A 20,458-nucleotide genomic window follows, 5' to 3' on the forward strand; every position below is an offset into this window, starting at 1 on the left:
AACTAAAGTGATGGCCTGTTTTCCGTTCCTTAACAACATATTAAATTCAAGTGTTTCCAGCTAAACGTTTGCCGTCCAATACTGTGCTAGCACCTGCATAGCTTCCTCTCTGCGCTGGCTGACCGCCTCCGACCAGTCTATTCCTGTCGATTCCGTAAAGGAAGACATGGCTTGAATGAGTTGGTTGACTTGAGTGCTGAGAAGCTTTGTTCCATCTGATGCCATAAAAACCTCAGTCTGCTGTTCTATACCGTTATACCATCCAGTGACTTCAAGTTGATTTGCGGTATTAACCACTTTCACAACCAGGTCTTCGCCGTCTTGAGCAAACACGATATCTGCCGGATTATATGACAACCGAACGGTATCTGTATTTCCTGCTGTTGTATCATAATCGTTAATTTGTGCAACACCGGAGATCGTCCAAACATCATATAGATCGTCTCCGGACCCTCCGCTAATGATATCCCCATCGTAAGAAGATAAGAAAAATGTGTCGTTACCAGTACCGCCGCAAACTAATGATGCACTGTTTTGGAAAATAGTATCGTTTCCGGCACCAGCATAAATAGTAGAGCCTGCATATCCTCCATACACGGTATCATTACCTTCTCCACCATCTATGAAGCCATTTCCATCATTGGAGTACAGGACGTCATTTCCGTCCCCGCCGTATATAGTGTCATTTCCGTCCCCGCCGTATATATAATCATCCCCGCCACCTCCATAAATCAGGTCGTCGCCTAGGTCTCCCCATATATCATTGTTTCCTTCCCATGCATAAATAATATCATTGCCGTCGCCGCCGAAGAAGTCATCATTTCCACTGCCGCCGTCCATCATATCGTCTCCTGCCCCCCCGTTGAGATAGTCATCTCCTAAGCGGCCAAACAATTGGTCATTCCCAGCATCTCCATAAATGTTGTCATATAAGTCGCAGCCATACAAAATATCATTCCCTTCGCCACCTCCCATATAATTCGATCCAGTTTCCTGACTGTGCAAAACATCATCACCGGCTTCACCGTATAGAACAGCAGCATTTTTCAACAAATCGTTCCCGGATCCGCCATACACCACATCCCCGTTTCCCCCGCCGTCTATCGTATCATCTCCGCCATAACCATAAAATACATCAAAGCCCCCTAATCCATGCATTTCATCTTTTCCTTCAGTACCGTGCATCACATCGAATTCGTCGGTTCCCCAGAATTCGTAAATCTCCCCGGGCAGCCTTACTTTTCCTTCAATAATCTCTTTGGTCCAGACTATCCCGTCAGCGAATTCAATACCTGCGAGAGCATTATTCAAGTACCATCCGCTTATAATAATCTTTTCATTTTCAGAGATAACTATGGATAAATCATTATCATTTCTTAAGATACGCAGGTATTGCCATATGCCTTCACCGAGCTTCAGATAATTTCGAACTAGAGTCGATTCTGCCGAAATAACGGTATCCGTTCCATCACCCAAATTATAGACGATTGAATTATCACCACTTTCGACAACAATGGTATCATTCCCAAGTCCACCAATAAAGGTATTATTTCCACTGCCGCCAAACAAAGTATCATCCCCTTTACCGCCATAAAGGGTATCATTCTGTTCTCCACCTTTAAGAGTATCGTCACCGGCCAGACCATAAATCACATCTTCTCCGCCCAATCCATCAATGGTATCACTTCCATCCGTACCATAGAGTTCATCTGGACCATCCGTAACAGGCAACTCCACATTAGACTCAACGTTTGCGGCATCCCACACCGTTCCGTTACTAAACTTTATGGATTCCAATTGGTGACCGTCATACCATTTCTCCAGTTTAACTTCACCGTCATCCTGAAATTTCAAGACTAGATCTGATCCTGCCCTGTATATACTTACGCTATCAGGTGTTATTCCGTCCCCCAAGCAAAGTGTATTATTTGATTGGGTATACAGACCATCCCACAATAAATCGTCTATCTCCTGAGGGGTATGATACGTGGGAATAATTAAAATTCTGACCGCTCCGGAAATATCTTGCGTTGATCCGAATATATTGTCCCTGTTTCTTGTATAGTTCACTGTGCCGTTAACGCTATTTTCAGGAATAATAAATAAATACACATCAGGATCAGAAGCGGATAAGTCTTTGGAATGGGCATATTGAACTTCAACCCCCCCGATGCTTGTAGTCCTTACTTCAAATTGCTCATTTCCATCCGACCCTAAATTGCCTCCAGCAATTATTGAAAATGGGACATTCTCATCGTTCTGTTTAATGTAAAGCTCTAAAATATTGTCACTCAGGAAACGGGCACGTGTGGCGAAGGTGTTACCTGCGACCACTGTTTCTCTAGTAACTCCATCCGCAAGGCCAAAGTTAATTTCGGATGATACCCCCCCGATACTGAGGGTAGTAACTCCAAAACTATCAAAAGCATCTCTACCGCCATCAGACCAATAAGATCCATTCCAATCCTGTATCGCTTTCCAGCCCCAGTTATATTGAAGGAGTCCGGAGTCAAGAATGTGACCTACTATTAATGTATCTTTCCCGTCTCCGAGATTGTAGATGAATGTATTTATTCCTTTTCCAGAGTTTATAATGTCAGACCCTTTGCCTCCGGCAAGGATATCATCGCCTGCCTCCCCAAAAATAATATCATTCCCGTCTCCGCCTGAAATAGAATCATTTCCCTTTCCACCATATAAATAATCATTTCCTTCTCCGCCGGTTAGCAGATCATTTCCATCCTGGCCATATATGGTGTCGTTTCCGGTATCTCCGTATAGATTATCATCGCCGGCGCCGGCATCAATAAAGTCTTCGCCGGCATCTCCCCAAATACTGTCGTTTGAGGATTTACCCATTAAGATATCTTCTCCATCCCCACCGTGAAGAGAAGAGCCATCTTCAACGGCTTCCAAGTAATCTTCCCCTTGATCGCCAAATAAGTATGCGCCATTTCTTAACTTATCGTTTCCGGCACCACCATAAATAACATCCTCATTTCCTCCGCCGTCAATTATATCCGCGCCGCCATTCCCATAAATGATGTCGTCTGCACCTAAACCGAATATGATCTCATCGTTATCGGAACCCATAATTTCGTTAACTTCTTCTGTTCCACGTATCTCTTGTTTAACGTTAGCTTCCACCTCAGAGGCGCTCCATACAGTCCCATTGGAGAACTCAACCTTTTCAAGAGCGTTTCCGGAGTACCAATCTGAAACCGCGACTTCCCCTTCAGCCGAGGTTATCAATACCAGATCGTTCCCCCTTCTGACAATTAAAACATTCTCCGGTGTAATCCCTTCACCGAAACTTAAAGAGTTCCTTGCTTTATTATTGAAAAGGTTATCCCGCAGCAAATCTTGTATGGTCTGAAAGCCAAGATAAGTAGGAATTATCAAAATCCTGACTGCTCCGGACATATCAGCTGTCGACCCGTAAATATTGTCATTATTTCTTGTATAATTTACTGCGCTGCCAACACTACTTTCAGGAATTATAAACAAATATACATCTGGATCAGAACCGGATAAGTCTTTGGAGTGGGCATATCGAACTTCATTTCCTCCAATATTTACCGTCCTTACTTCAAACTGCTCTCTACCATCCGAACCCAAATTACCTCCAGTGCTTACTGAAAAGAGTGCATTCTCCGTGTTCTGCTTAATGAACAGCTCCAGGATGTTGTCACTTAGAAAACGGGCACGTGTTGCGAACGTATTGCCTGCGACAACAGTCTCCCGAGTAACTCCGTCCGCAGCTCCGAAGTAGATTCCGGAGGATACCCCTGCGAACCGGATAGTAGTTGATCCAAAATTGTCAAAAGCATCATTACCGCCGTCAGACCAATAGGATCCATTCCAATCCTGCGTCGCCTTCCAGCCCCAGTTATAATTAAAGTATTCGGTATCGCCATCAACGCCGGTATTGTCACCGGCTATTATTGTATCTATTCCGTCTCCGCGATTATAAATAATCCGGTTTGTTCCTTTTCCAGGGTTCAGAATGTCAGAACCTTTCCCTCCGATCAGCAGATCATTTCCTGCTTCTCCAAAGAGTACATCATCTCCCTCGCCGCCATCTAATTGGTCAGTCCCCGCACCTCCATATAATGTATCGTTGTCATCCATTCCGTATAATGTATCATTACCTGTACCCCCATCCAATACATCATGGCCACTGTATCCGGATAGAGTATCATTCCCTTCCAAACCGTAAATTTTGTCATTGATCCCGTAATAACCGTACAACCAATTATCGCTCTGCGTTCCGCGGATAATTAAGTTTGATTCCAGTTCTGCCTGAGACCATTCTGTTCCATTGGCGAATAAAACTCTTTCAACTTTGTAATCGTTGCCGCTGGAATAATAATAATTAACTGTCATTTGTTCGTTTGTCTCTTTTATCCGAAAAATTAAATTATTTGTTTCCCGGTATATTTCAATTTCTTCTGGATCGACCAGTAACTGAATGGTGTCGATGTTTCCAGTACTAACGTCATAATCATAGACGATGTCGTTTCCATAACCTTTACCGAATACATAAGTATCATTTCCGGAGTGAACAGGAGAAGTTGCAGACTCTTGATTTCCATATAGCAGATCATTACCGCTACCTCCATCGAGCACATCGTTTCCTGCGCCACCATAAAGATTGTCGTACCCGTTTCCTCCATACAGAACATCATTTCTACCCTTACCGATTAAGTTATCATTTCCATTAAACCCATACAGCAGACTATCTTCATCTTCCCAGGCTTCCAGCATCTCGCTGTCTACAGTCCCAAGAACAGTAAAGTCATACAATTGAGCTAAAGTATCTTCTCTAGTCCACACTGTTCCATCCAAAAAGACCACTTGTTCTATTTTTTTACTTTCACCTGTAAAGTATGAATCTACAATCAATTGATCATTTGTACCCTTTATGGCAAGAACAAGCGAGTTATTGTTTACCCCCACCTCAATATCTGCAGGATTTACCAATAGTTTAATGGTAGCAATATTGCTATTATCCCAATCACTAATAACAACCGTATCCTTACCGTATCCTCGTCCGAAGACAAATTGGACAGCACCCATTTCTCCGCCGTATAATGTATCGTTTCCTGCCCCCCCGTCCAGTACGTCATCGCCGCCATGACCGTTTAGCTCATCATTGCCACCCAAGCCATATAACTTATCATTGATACCATACAACCCATCTATTTGGTCGTCTTCGCTTGTACCGAGCACGGTTAATCCCCGATCATATATATCCTCATAGGTCCATAAAGTACCGTCTTCAAATTTAACCTGGTTTAACTGGGGATGAAAGTAAAAATTATCTATCGTAACCGATCCAGTATTCCCCAATACCTTGAAAATTAAATTTGAGCCTTCTCTTATAATGGAAACATCCTCTGGAGTAATCCCTCGCCCGAAACTAAGCGTATTCCACCCCTGATAATCCCAATTCTCTACCGTATCATGACCATCTCCGACATTATAAATCATAAGGTCATTACCGGTACCGAACACGATAGTGTCATCGCCGGAACTTCCTTCCAGCACATCATCTCCTCCTCCCGCAAACAACAAATCATTGCCACCGAGACCAACAATGTTGTCATTATCATCATTACCATACAATTCATCATCCAGATCGCTGCCTACTATGCGGGCAGTTTTGGTCTTAATAAACGCAAGATCCCATACGGTGCCATCCGTAAACTCAATGCGTTCTATCATATGGTTACCGTCGCCGTAAAAGAAGTTGTTGACAATCAACTTGTCACTCGAACCATTAATGCTTAATAGCAGATTATCTGAGCTTTTCTGTAGGACAACATCTGACGGAAGGATGTCGTCCTTGAACCGGATGACATCTATGTTCCCTGCTGTACTATCGTTGTCATAGATTGTGTCTACCCCGTAACCGCGGCCAAAGATATAAGTGTCATTCCCGGCGACTTCATCCGCCCAATAATTGTCCCCCCCATGTAACTCATCCTCTCCAGATCCCCCGTCTAAAACATCATCTCCAGCTTTACCAATGAGATTATCATTGCCGCCGAGCCCAAATAGCAGATCATTGTCCGCGTTCCCCGTCAGCGTATCATCCATGACTTCGCTTCCCACGATATATCGTGCTTTTTCCTTGATATACGCGAAATCCCAAACGGTTCCATTTCCAAATTGAAATTGTTCAATTGCATCATTTCCACCGCCGGAAAAGTAATTATTAACAAATAATGAATCCTCGGTTCCCTTAATTCTCATATTCAGGTGGTCTTCGTTTTTAGTCAGAATAATATCTTCGGGGAGAATATCGTCTTTAAACTGGATAATATCCCTATTTCCTGCTGTACTATCGTTATCATAGATCCGATCAGAACCGTAACCCCGGCCAAAGATATAGGTATCATTGCCAGCTCTTCCATCCAGGTAATCGTTTCCTGAGCGGCCATCCAGTATATCATCAAATGCATTACCTGTAAGAATATCATTCGATCCGGTTCCTATCATATGGCGGGTTATCTCTTTGATATACGCGAAGTCCCATTGTGTACCATCTGCAAAATGAATGCGCTCGATGGTGTATCTTCCGCCAGCGCTAAAGTAATCCCGTATGAACACCCTGTCTGTGGTTCCATTGATGCTCAGTTCCAGGTCATCCCCGCTTTTCTTCAAAAGGATGTCGCTCGGCAGGACATCTTCCTTGAACTGAATAACGTCCACATTACCTGCTGTGCTGTCGTTGTCATTAATTGTATCCACCCCATAGCCCCGGCCAAAGATATAGGTGTCATTGCCGGCCCCGCCCTGTAAGTTGTCATTCCCTAAGCGGCCATCCAGTATATCGTTATCCGCATTTCCTGTCAATGTATCATTGGATGTACTTCCGAGCATCGTACGCGTAGTTTCCTTGATGTACGCTGAATCCCAGACGGTTCCGTTAGCGAACTGGATGCGCTCGATCGCATAGCTCCCGCCGCTGGCCAGGGAGTTGCTCACAAACAGCTTGTCGGCAGTTCCGCTAACCTTCAGTTCCAGATTGTTACCGTTTTTAGTCAGGATAATATCTTCTGGAAGAATATCGCCCTTAAACTGAATAATATCCACATTACCTGTCTTGCTGTCGAAATCATAAATCGTATCCAGCCCATAGCCGCGACCAAAGATATAGGTGTCATTGCCAGCCCCACCCTGTAAGCTGTCATTCCCCGAGCGGCCATCCAGCGTATCATTGTCCGCATTACCGATGAGCGTATCATTGGATATGCTTCCGAGCATCGTACGCGTGGTTTCCTTGATGTATGCTGAATCCCAGACTGTTCCGTTTGCAAACTGGATATGCTCGATCGCATAGCTCCCGCCGCTGGCCAGATAGTTGCTTACAACCAGCTTGTCGGCAGTACCGTTGATGCTCAGTTCCAGGTCATTCCCGTATTTCTGCACTTTTATGTCTTCCGGGAGAATATCGTTCTTGAACTGAATAACGTCCACATTACCTGCTGTGCTATCGTAATCATAAATCGTATCCACCCCATAGCCCCGGCCGAATATATAGGTATCATTGCCGACCCCACCCTGTAAGCTGTCATTCCCCGAACGGCCATCCAGTGTGTCATTGTCTGCATTTCCCGTCAGCGTATCATTGGATGCACTTCCAAGCATTGTACGCGTGGTTTCCTTGATGTACGTTGAATCCCAGACGGTTCCGTCCGCGAATTGGATACGCTCTATCGCATATTTCCCGCCGCTGGCCAGATAGTTGCTCACAACCAGCTTGTCGGCAGTTCCGTTCACTCTGAGTTCCAGATTGTCACCGTTTTTGGTCAGGATAATATCCTCCGGGAGAATATCGTCCTTGAACTGAATAACGTCCACATTACCTGCTGTGCTATCGTAATCATAAATCGTATCCATACCATAGCCGCGGCCGAAGATATAGGTATCATTCCCGGCCCCGCCTCGTAAGGAATCATTTCCTATTCCACCATCCAGCGTGTCATTATCCGCATTTCCCGTCAGTGTATCATTGGATGAACTTCCGAGCATCATACGCGTGGTTTCCTTGATGTACGCTGAATCCCAGACGGTTCCGTTCGCAAACTGGATGCGATCGATCGCATATCTCCCGCCGCTGGCCAGATAGCAACTCACCACCAGCTTGTCGGCAGTTCCGCTCACTCTCAGTTCCAAATCGTCAGCGTTTTTGGTCAGGATAATATCTTCCGGCAGGATATCGTCCTTGAACCGAATAATATCCACATTTCCTCCTGTGTTGTCATAGTCATAAATTGTATCCACCCCATAGCCGCGGCCGAAGATATAGGTATCACTCCCGGCCCCGCCTTTTAAGATGTCATTCCCCGAGCCGCCATCCAGTGTGTCATTATCTGCATTACCCGTCAATGTATCATTGGATGTACTTCCGAGCATCGTGCGCGTGGTTTCCTCGATGTACGCTGAATCCCAGACGGTTCCATTCGCGAACTGGATGCGTTCAATTGCATACTCCCCGCCGCTGACCAGATAGTTATTCACGACTAACTTGTCGGCAGTTCCGCTCACTCTCAGTTCCAGATCGTCACCGTTTTTGGTCAGGATAATATCCTCCGGCAGGATATCGTCCTTGAACCGAATAATATCCACATTTCCTGTTGTGCTGTCGTAGTCATAAATTGTATCCACCCCATAACCGCGGCCGAAGATATAGGTATCATTCCCGGCCCCGCCTTGTAAGGTGTCATTCCCCGAGCGGCCATCCAGTGTGTCATTATCTGCATTACCCGTCAATGTATCATTGGATGTACTTCCGAGCATCGTACGCGTGGTTTCCTTGATGTACGCTGAATCCCAGACGGTTCTGTTTGCGAATTGGATGCGTTCAATTACATATTTCCCGCCACTGACCAGATAGTTATTCACGACCAACTTGTCAGTCGTCCCATTTACTCTCAGTTCCAGGTGGTCTCCGTTCTTAATTAAGGTAATATCTTCCGGCAAGATATCATCCTTGAACTGAATGACGTCTACATTTCCCGCTGTGTTATCGTAGTCATAAATCGTATCCACCCCATAGCCGCGGCCAAAGATATAGGTATCATTCCCGGCCCAGCCTTGTAAGGTATCACTTCCCATTCTGCCATCCAGCGTATCATTGTCGGTATTTCCAGTCAGTGTGTCAGCAGATGAACTTCCTATGATCGTACGTGTGGCTTCCCTGATATACGCCGGATCCCAGATTGTACCGTCCGCAAACTGGATACGTTCAATTGCATAACTTCCGCCGCTGACCAGATAGTTATTCACGACCAACTTGTCAGTCGTTCCATTCACTCTCAGCTCCAGATGGTCTCCGTTCTTAATCAAGGTAATATCCTCCGGCAAGATATCGTCCTTGAACTGAATGACGTCCACATTTCCTGCTGTGCTGTCTTTGTCATAAATCGTATCCACCCCATAGCCGCGGCCAAAGATATAGGTATCATTCCCGGCCCCGCCTTGTAAGGTATCACTTCCCATTCCGCCATCTATCGTATCATTGTCCGCATTACCTATGAGCGTATCATTGGATGAACTTCCTGTGATCGTGCGGGTGGCATCCTTGATATACGCCAGATCCCAGATCGTTCCGTTTGCAAACTGGATGCGTTCAACTGCATATTTCCCGCCGCTGACCAGATAATTATTCACGACCAACTTGTCAGTCGTTCCATTCACTCTCAGCTCCAGGTGGTCTCCTTTCTTAATCAAGGTAATATCTTCCGGCAAGATATCATCTTTGAACTGAATAACGTCTATATTTCCGGCTGTGCCATCGTTGTCATAAATCGTATCCGTCCCATATCCGCGGCCGAAGATATAGGTGTCATTCCCGGCCCCGCCTTGCAAGGTATCATTTCCCATTCCGCCATCCAGCGTATCATTGTCGGCATTTCCCGTCAGTGTATCATTGGATGTACTTCCGAGCATCATACGCGTGGTTTCCTTGATACACACTAAATCCCAGACGGTTCCGTTTGCGAACTGGATGTGCTCGATCGCATATTTCCCGCCACTGACCAGATAATTATTCACGACCAACTTGTCAGTCGTTCCATTCACTCTCAGCTCCAGATTGTCGCCGTTTTTTGTCAGGATAATATCCTCCGGCAGGATATCATCCTTGAACTGAATAACGTCTACATTTCCGGCTGTGCCATCGTAGTCATAAACCGTATCCACTCCATAGCCTCGGCCGAATATATAGGTGTCATTGCCCGGTGAATTCGAACGATCCCCTCCGTATAACTGATCGTTTCCGGCACCTCCGTCCAGTAAATCATTACCCGCTTGACCATAGAGGTAGTCGTTACCTTCAAGCCCAAAAAGCTTATCATTGTCCGCATTTCCCGTCAGTGTGTCAGCGGATGAACTTCCAGTGATCGTGCGTGTGGTATCCCTGATATACGCCGGATCCCAGACTGTTCCGTCCGCAAACTGGAGACGTTCAATTACATAGTTCCCGCCACTGACCAAATAGTTATTCACGACCAACTTGTCAGTCGTTCCATTTACTCTCAGCTCCAGGTGGTTTCCGTTTTTAATCAGAATAATATCTTCTGGCAAGATATCATTCTTGAACTGAATGACGTCTATATTTGCGGCTGTGCCATCGTTCTCATATATCGTATCCACCCCATAGCCGCGGCCGAAGATATAGGTGTCATTCCCGGTTCCGCCTTGCAAGGTATCATTTCCCGATCCGCCATCCAGCGTATCATTGTCGGCATTTCCCGTCAGTATGTCAGCGGATGAACTTCCTGTGATTGTACATGTGGCTTCCCTGATGTACGCCGGATCCCAGATCGTTCCGTCCGCAAACTGGATGCGTTCAATTGCATTGCTTCCACCGCTGACCAGATAGTCATTTACGATCAACTTGTCAGTCGTTCCGTTCACTCTCAGCTCCAGGTGGTTTCCGCTCTTTATCAGGGTAATATCTTCCGGCAAGATATCATCCTTGAACCGTATAACATCCACATTCCCTGCTGTACTATCGTTGTCATAAATCGTATCCATCCCATACCCGCGGCCGAAGATATAGATGTCATTCCCGGTTCCGCCCTCTAAATAATCATCGCCCCAACGTCCGTCCAGAGAATCATTTCCGCTTCCGCCTAAGAGGCTATCATCTCCCAACACTCCCATCAGATAATCATCAGCAGAGGTTCCATACACTGTATTTGAAGAGTACATATTATTACTCAAGAACTGAGCGTCAAAAATAGCAGCCCATTCTTTATTGAGGGAATAAAAAAAGCTTCTGAAACTGTTTTTATCCACATAATCAAAGATTTTAAATTCATGAAGCACAAAACTAAACATTTCTAATCTTCTTTTTCCGACGGGAGGATCTGCATTTAATTCTGTAAGTAATCTTCCTTGGATTGCTGTAAAATCCATTTCCATTTTTCCATTAACATTCTTGTAATATAACATTTCCGTAAGATCTTTTACGTAGGTTTGGGATATCAGCAGGGCTTGGTACTTATCTAGCAAATCGCTAAAACATTCTTCCAATGTTTTACCGGCCATGGGTCCTGGCGAAGCTCCCCAACTACTCTTTTGAACAAAAGGTATGCCTAAAAAATGCTCAAGAGCTGTCAACTTTTTGGAATCAATATAGGTCCCCCGGCTTCCGGGAACGACCTTGGCACTGCCTGACCACTCGTAAATAATTTCTTCTACTAAAGCACGTTGTTCTATAAGATCAGAATTGGATTCATTGATAAATCTTTGAACTAACGCAATAAGTGTTCCAGTCGCATCACTTGCCATAGTTTGATGTAAGGAAGCCACATTACCTGACCCTATAATATCGGGCAGCTCTTCAATAATCTTTGTTAGGGCAACCGATTGAATCCATTTAGAATCAGTTCTATCTCTATTGAATAAATAATCTCCCATTTCATTAATATTACCATCTAATTTTTCATAGCTTCCGAGCCATCCCAGTATATTTTTATTGGACTCGGTTTTATTTACTGTAACATAGCCAGTAGACAGCGATTTGATGTCCAGTTGATCAAGCCTGAATAATTCATCGGAGGAGGATATTCCGTCATTGTTCTCATCTTTCCAAATTCTCAACTTTGAATACGCAGCATCTTGAATATCTATTTTGCCGTCGTCATTGGCATCTAGCTCGCTTAGAGCCTCGAATCCATGTTGTGCCTTTGACCCATTCTGTAACATGGTTTGATCTCCAAATAACTCCCGCCCCGTTTCTATAAGGCCGTTTCCGTCACGATCCAGTACTAGCAAGCCGTCATCACTGCCGGTCCATCCTGTTTTTTCAGCAAAACCGTTTCCATCCAAATCAAAATAGACGCCTTCACTTACACCCGATGTTTCAATTCCATCGTCATCTAAATCAAGGATGATTGGAGAGATGAGCTGGGTGGCATATTCATAATAGGCCAAAATAGCTTCGAAATTTAATATTTTACTAAAATCAATCGCAATTTTTCCGTTTACGAATTCCTCAACCCTAAATCTAACCGAGTAATCTTCATTCACAATAAAATCTATGTATTCGTTTATATAACGACTTCCGTCCTTGCTGCGTTTGATTACATATAATTCTGTACTATCCTCAAAGGTAATTAATACATCTCCATTAAACGGATTTCGGGATATAACTGCGTCACCGGGCGAGTGGTCCCGGATAAAGAGTGTTTTATTTATATGTTCCGGATGAATCATATCTTGCAGTCTGGCTTCAAAACTCTCGTCGGCTAAATCGGATAACCTCCAAATATTATTTAGGACTATAGGTTCGATATATTCTTTAAATGCATTAGCAAAATCGTATGCATTTCCGTCATCAAGCGTTATTTTTTCAATTCTGTTTACAAGCGAGCCTGCACCGGTGAGCCAGTTATATACCGTTATTTTATCGTTCGCTTCGCCTGAGAAAGTAAATACTAAGAGATCCGTCTTACTGTCATACTTCACCAGTATGTCCGCCAAGGAATATCCCTTAATGATTAAGGTATCGTTTACATCCTTTCCTACTTCATAAATACTGTCTGATCCATCATTTTTACTGTAAACATATGTATCGTCCCCTTTGCCGCCATGTATTGTATCATTTCCTGATCCGCCTTCAAGATAATCATTTCCGGCACCACTTTTTATTAAATCGTCTCCTTTGCCACCGAACACATGATCATCCTGATCTATGGCAAATGTATTTTCCAATGCATTATCCAGCTTATAAAGATACCTTGTCAGCGTTGCCTCTAATTTATATTCACCAAAGAGATCCAATACAGGCTCATTTTCTCCAAGCATGCCCCGGATCATTTCACTTATCTGAAAGGCCAGGTTGAGATAGTCCATGTCAAAAAGACTATCATTGTATGACTGAAGGTTATCATCCCCACCACCTCCGTAAATCCAGTCGCGTCCATTTGTTCCTTTGATTGAATCCGCTGTCTCAAATACATCCTTCGTAAGTTCTTCTTCAGAATACTTATACTTATAGAAATTATCAGATAAACCATGCTCGCCAAAAAATTTACTTTCATTCATATATGGCAAAATGATGGTAGAGCCGATATGATCCTGAAAAATTGGAGCTGCTCCAACCACATCGGCAGATACCACATAATTTCTGACTTTCCCATCATAAATTCCATTCTTATTATTCTCCCACTGCTGCTTTGTGACCCCTTTAAATGTCGGATTTGCAAAATAATAATAGATTAAATCCATGCCTTGCGCTTGGACACTATCCAAACCATAATTGGCAATTACCAAATTTGAGATTTCAGATAAGGCACCCACTATTGCATCATGGACTTCAGGAAAAGGCATATACGCAGGGCTATAAACTCCAGCCGCATTAAAGGTTACCGCCTTGCTAAACCGCGAATTATAGTTGTCCATTAACTCCAATGCGCCAACCTGAGCCAAATAACCTCCAAGTGAATGGCCTGTTATGGAAATGGAACCATTATATTTATCTGCTACATGTTCTATGAATAATTTCAACTCCATCTCTTGCTTGGTCTTATAGTTCATCGCCAACATTGCATCATTGACAATGTCTTTGATTCCCGCTGCATCCCCCTTTCCTTCTGTTCCCCTGCAGGCAATAACTATCTCATCTGTTTTCTCATTAAGAAAAGCAACCCCGTAAAATCCTCCTACAGTTTGTTCATTACTAATAGAATCAACAATTTTCCAATCGTTCATATCCAGTAAAGATGTAACATTATTATCAAACATAACCGTTTGTATCGATTTACCTTCGTAGTTTATGATAGAATTAGCCAATTCCTCATCACTCTGCAATTCATCTATTGTCACGCCCTTAATTTCATTTAATGGGAAGTACGCTAAATGTGCCATTCTCATCAGATCATATTCAGTTGCCAAGTTAAAACCTCCTAAATTTAATGTCATTGTTCATTCGATATAATGCGCCAATACCTTTCTAAATCCTTTGCACCTTTTATACTGTCTACTCTTTCTCTACCTTGTACATGTATAGCGCACATTGGAGTATTATCTTTTTTATCTGTATAAAAGAAAAATGTAATCCCATCCACGTTAATACTTTGTTTTCTATATTCTTGAATAACCCCCCATACTTTATTTGTATACTCCTCTTTTTCGATTACTTTCTTCTCTGTTACTACATCAGCAATTATGGAGATATCAAAGCTATCCGGATCCTTCTCTACAATCTCCTTCCAACTGGGATACCCTTCACTAACTAACTGGTCTCTAAATCCAGGAATAAAGTCAATGCCTATATTAGGTCCACCTCTAATCTCAGGTAATTCCAAAAAGTATTTATTGAAAAAACTATAAAACTGTTGATGTAGTTCGTCGTTCCAATACACCAGCAAAAAGGTGTCTCCCATCATCCTCGTTTCCTTGTTGATATAAGCAAAGAACTCAATATCTTTATTACTCTTAAGAAGCATCTGAAATTGATAGTCACTTGTATTCCATGTGTATTCCATCTTGTCTACGATGAATTCTTTATGGTACTTGTTCTCCAGATAATCCAGCATATTGGCTTTCACTTGTTCTTTCTCCGCTTGAGAAGGCAAATCCACACAACCCGCTAATGCCAAAATAATCAACCAGCCGAAAATAAATCGAAACTTCACTTTTTCTCCATCATCCTTTTTTAAAAGTTAGACACCTTTCATTCGCATTATTGCCCCTCGGACTTTTTACTTACAAATCAGTAATATAGTACCACAACAATATCATGATATAATGTCGAAACATGGAATAATTTTCATTTTTTTAATTTTTCTACTCTCATAAGCTTGCATTGTTAAAAAAGATATAAATAAAAAAACTGCCCCTCGGCAGGTCATCATTATCATTTATCGCTTCGCCGTGTAAAACTCATGATACAGCTTCGTAGGCGCCCTCTTATCTATCCGGGAACGTAGCTGCGGCTGATCTCCAGCTCCTTGGCGATCTCCCGATTTCGATGAGCTACAGTATACGCCGAAATGAAAAAAACAGCCCGATGTCAAATCATCGAGCTGCCTATCAATTAGTTTGAACGAGCTGATGCCCGATTCATTCTGCTTCTTTCTTTGAGAAAGACCAGTTCCTTCACTTTATTCTCATTGTTCAGGTACACCAGGAATAAGAGAAGAATAATGGCATTGAACAGCGACTGCATTTGAGAAGACACATCCAGCCGGACAAAGCCCAGTGTGATGATGGCGCTGGTTACGCTCCCCAGGAAGATCCCCAGTTTCTCTTCGCTATACCTGCCGATAAAACCGCCTAAGAATAACGGCAGAAACGCAGTAAACATCAAGGAGATTGACGAGAAATTCAGTACAACCGAAGCCGAGCCGCGTGTAGTGATATTGATGCTGCCTACGACACCCATTAAGAGTCCGGCCAGCATGTAGCAGGCTACCGCATTCCGTTTCTCATTTACACCCGTGTGAACCGCGATCTTCTGTCCATGCTGCAAGGCCCGCAGATTATAGCCAAAGCCTGTAAAGTTGGCCAGGAAGATCATCAGCACAAGGCCAGCACCAGCCATCCATAGCAAATTCTCTAATGAGGATAACTTGACCAATGAAAGGTTCGTGGAGATAAGCAACCCCTCTCCTCCGGTAATCACAAAAGTGAATGCCTCATAAATCAAGGTTATGCCAAGGGAGAGAATAAGTGGAGGCAATTTGAGTGTAATATAAGCCAAACCTGAAACCAGTCCAAGCAGCATTCCCGTTAATGCAATCAGGACGAACATCATCCCAGGTGAGAGGTCATAGGTCACTGCCAACTTAGCCCCGATAAGCGAAGACAATAACGATACGGAGCCGATCGAGAAATCAAAGCGGCCGGAGTCCAGATTCAGCCCCAATGCCCAAGCCGTAAAGGCAATGACAACCGTAGAGCGCACAAATGTCAGTACATGCCCATGATTTCCAAACAGGCTTATTCCATTTATGGAAGTCAGCAAGATAAACAATACAAGTACAAAGACAGGGATAATCAGCGTGTAAGCTGTATTTTTTACTATTCTGCTCATGTATACCACCTTTGGTCTGCTGCCCGCTTATTGATGCAGTTTCTGAATGTCCTCATAGGTGTAGGCTTCCACAAACTGTTTGAAGCTCTCAAAATCGGTATCACCGTTCGTTGCTTTGATTACAGTGTCGAGATCTTTCTTGGAATACGCAGGTGTCTCCACATTGTTGGACAGCTCGAACCTTTCGTTAAACTGCTCCTTACCGATAGCAGTCCAGTACCCCTGCGCAAGACGGAAGGCTTGACCATTGTCACGAACACTATCGATATCTCCATTTACCGCGTTGTACACGGCTGCAAAGATCGGACCAATAGAAGATGCAAACTTACCGGCGAGGTAATCTGCTTGTGGAGGTTCCGCATTAAAGGCTGATTTGTAAGCATCTGTGAAAGAGCTAACCGTCGCTAGCTTCAAGTTAGGATTGGTCTGGGAGATCGATGTTCCAAAGAGTTCAACACCAAGTGCAGCAGTAATAACGACTTCAAGATTAGAGGCACCCAGCTTTTGTCCCGCTGTGCCATAGAATGCGCCGGAATCATCCGGGAAACCTGTCATCGTGTCGATGGTGAAGCCGCCGCCCGAGAATGTGCCGATATTTCCGTTGCTGCCTTCAGCATACGTTACTCCGGCTTCCTGGAAAGCTTTGATCATTCCATCGGTTCTCTTCTTGTGCATGGAGACAAACGGATAACCGCCGGTGTACAGCAGGAAATTCTTGGCGCCTTGCCCGATATAATATTTGGCCATGTCATAGCCGACCTGCTCTTCATTGTCCAAGGAAGGGCCGATTGAGCCGACATAATATTTATTGTCCTTCACCTGTTCGTATTGTTCATCCGAAAGCGTCCCAGCTCCGACTGCATAGTAGACCTGTGCTTCCTCGCACATGGCGATGCTCGCCAGCCGGTCCTGATTGGAGAACGAAATAATCCCCTTAATCCGCTGACTGATGAAATTCTCGATAGCCGCCTTCTCCTGCTCGGCCGTGTTGATGGTATCCGAATACGTAAACTCAACATTATAATTCTTGGCAATATATTTCTCATAATAGTTCTTAAATGCTACCACCTCGGAATCGGTAGCGTCATAAATCAGGACCCCTAGCTTTATCTTCTTCCCGCCGGAGCCTTCTCCTGCTTCCGAATTGCCGCCGCAGCCGGCGAGTACCCCGGCTACCAGCAGCAGGCTGAGCAACAGAAACATGGAACGTTTGAGCATGTGCTTTGTCATAATGACCCTCCTATTTAATGTAACGAAGCTAAATGTGATATATCATTGCCCATGGTTCAAGCCCTACCGGGGAAGCAGTTTATCCCGGAATCCGATGCTTGCCACGAACACTACCACCAGAAAGAGCACGCCTTTGGCGATTTGATTAACCCCGGAAGAGAACCCGAGGGCGAGCAGCACCTGATTTAACAGCACAACCGAGGTCGCGCCCACCAGAGCTGCGCTGATCTTCGATCTGGCTCCGCCGGAAAGCGGCATCCCACCGAAGACAAGTGCAATCAGCACGTCCATGCCTACGGAGGAAGCAGTGGTCTTACTGAGCACTGGAGCCCGGACGATGGTCAGGAAAGCAGCCAAGCCAATCCCGATCCCGGCAATCGCAAAAGCAATGATCGTCAGCTTGGATCTGGAAAGACCCGTTTGTTTGGCAGACACCGGATTGGCGCTCAGAAACTTATTCTGCCGGCCAATCGGCGTGTACCGGAATATAAACAGGCAAATCACAAAGAACAGAATCAGGATGGACAACTTGACCAGCAGGGTATCCGCTGAAGCTGCTGCCTCACTGCTGATGCTGAGCTTGGACTGGCCGCCGAGCAGCATCTCAATAACCGAGTTCAGTACACTGAGCATCGCTATCGTAGTTACAAATACCGGCAGGTTCAGCAGAGCAGCGAGTATTGAATTAAAGAGACTGATTAAGACGCCGACCAGGAGGCACACCAGGAACATAACCAGCAGCGATTCGCTTGCATTGAACGCCAGCACCCCCGCCATCGCGCTGACAGCGGTTGCGGCGCCAAGCGAGATATCAAAGGCTCCAATGGAGAAGATGAAGATTGCACCGGTCGAAATGACGGCCGTAATCATTAGCTGGTTAACAATAATGTTCAGATTGTAGGGGGTAATATCCCCTTGCATCACAACGATATATAACACCGCAAGCAGGATAAGACCGATTACCGGTGCTGAAGCTGCAACTGTGCTTTTATGTTTGGTCCATAACAAATTCATTCGTACACCGAACCTCCGCTTAAATCATATAGGAAATGACATCCGACTCAGACAGCTGGGGGCTTCTGGCGAATTCCCCTGTAATCCGGCCGTCCTTCATAATCAGAAGTCTGTCACTCATACCGATTAATTCGCTTAATTCCTCGGAAATGATGATGATGGATTTGCCTTCCGACTTCAGCTGATAGATCAGCTGGTACATCGCTTGCTTCACACCGATATCCACCCCGCGGGTTGGACAGTCGAGGATAAGAATATCCGAGCCGCGGCCGATCCATTTGGCAAATACAACCTTCTGCTTGTTGCCTCCCGACAGGCTTTGAACACTCTGCTCCATCGATGCGCATTTGACGCTGAGCTGTTCGATCAGCCGGGCCGCATACTTCTTCTCGTCTTTGGAGAGGATCAGGAACGGAGGCCGCTTGATGTGGTCCAGACCGGCAATGACGATGTTATCCTTAATGCTGGATTGCAGGGACAATGCTTCGACGTCCCTGTCTTTGGACACATACCCGACACCAAGCTCCATCGCTTCACGCTCACTGCGGATTCTACGGCCGCCGGCAACTTCAACGATGCCGCTGTCCAGCTTTTCAAAGCCAAACAGCGCCTTGCCCAGCGTATGCATCCCGCAGTGGGACAAGCCGCCGATCCCCAGGATTTCCCCCTTGTGCAGACTCAAGCTGACCTGTTTCAACCGGTCGCCCTTACTGCCGTCCGCCAAAGAAAGGACAACCTCCTCACCATAACTTCCATCATAATCATCACGGTAATAACTGCCGGTCATCTCCCGGCCAACCATCAGCTGCTTAATCGTATCTTCGTTAAATTCCGGCTTCTCTAAATTCCGGATGAACACCCCATCGCGGAGCACCGTGAGCGAATCACACACCTGCATCAACTCGTCCAGATCGTGGGAGATGAAGATGACCGACTTGTTGTGCGCTTTCATTTCTTTCATCAGGCCGTAAATGACCTCGCGTCCGTATTGGGACAGCACCGTAGTGGTCTCATCGACGATGATCATTTCGGGATGGCGGCTCATAATTTTAGCAATTTCAATCAGCTTACGGTCCTGCATATCAATGCTGTCCGTCGGATCGGAGGCCTTAATATGGGTAACCCCTATGCCTTGCAGGGCCTGCTCCGCCTGATTGTACAGCGCCTTTTTGTTGATGGTTCCCCAGCGGGAATACTTCGAGTTCTCCCCCAGGGTGATGTTCTCGGCCACCGTTATGCCTGACACCGTCCCCCTTTCCTGCACAACCATGCCCACACCCTTGTCCAAAGCATCGATCATATTTACCGGCTCGTAGGATTGCCCGTTTAATGTCATCGAACCGCTTCCAGCCTTTTGAATACCTGCAATAATGGAGGATAGCGTTGACTTTCCGGAGCCGTTCTCACCGATTAAGCCGCGTATTTCTCCTCTGCGAACCGTAAGGCTGACCCGGTCCAGAGCAACGGTCGCATCAAAGCGTTTACAGATATCCACGGCCTCAAACAATACATTTGTGCTCATCATGTTCTCCTTATGATTTTCAACTTTATGACTATAGCTTAACTTGAAAGTGTATACGCTTCCTAGGACGCTTGTTTGGTGAAAAGGCACCATATGTTATGGTCATTTAGCCTTTACAACAAGCATTGGGACAG

General features: G+C 45.0%; 6 protein-coding genes. All 6 read right to left on the bottom strand.

What is annotated here, in order from left to right; translation table 11 throughout:
• Positions 1-60: 60 nt before the first annotated feature.
• Entirely contained in the window at positions 61-14,415 is a 14,355-nt protein-coding gene (locus F1379_RS30585; RefSeq protein ID WP_162551262.1) for a calcium-binding protein, read from the bottom strand.
• A 23-nt stretch (positions 14,416-14,438) separates the two neighbouring features.
• On the bottom strand, positions 14,439-15,158 hold the full coding sequence (locus tag F1379_RS23280) for a hypothetical protein (protein WP_150274479.1): 720 nt from the start codon (positions 15,156-15,158) through the stop codon (positions 14,439-14,441).
• Positions 15,159-15,559: 401 nt separating this feature from the next.
• Positions 15,560-16,558, bottom strand: coding sequence for an ABC transporter permease (locus F1379_RS23285; protein WP_239004780.1), 999 nt, complete (start codon positions 16,556-16,558; stop codon positions 15,560-15,562).
• A 27-nt stretch (positions 16,559-16,585) separates the two neighbouring features.
• Positions 16,586-17,788 carry a sugar ABC transporter substrate-binding protein gene (locus tag F1379_RS23290; RefSeq protein ID WP_150274483.1) on the bottom strand — a complete coding sequence of 401 codons (1,203 nt, stop codon included), beginning with the start codon at positions 17,786-17,788 and terminating at the stop codon, positions 16,586-16,588.
• A gap of 63 nt (positions 17,789-17,851) precedes the next feature.
• A complete protein-coding gene (locus tag F1379_RS23295) occupies positions 17,852-18,802 on the bottom strand; it encodes an ABC transporter permease (protein WP_150274485.1) in 951 nt (316 codons plus the stop codon).
• A 19-nt stretch (positions 18,803-18,821) separates the two neighbouring features.
• Positions 18,822-20,324 (bottom strand): sugar ABC transporter ATP-binding protein, encoded by a 1,503-nt coding sequence (locus F1379_RS23300; RefSeq protein ID WP_150274487.1) that lies wholly within the window; start codon positions 20,322-20,324, stop codon positions 18,822-18,824.
• Positions 20,325-20,458 lie beyond the last annotated feature (134 nt).

This window comes from Paenibacillus tepidiphilus (assembly GCF_008635795.1).
Classification (GTDB): Bacteria; Bacillota; Bacilli; order Paenibacillales; family Paenibacillaceae; genus Paenibacillus_AQ; species Paenibacillus_AQ tepidiphilus.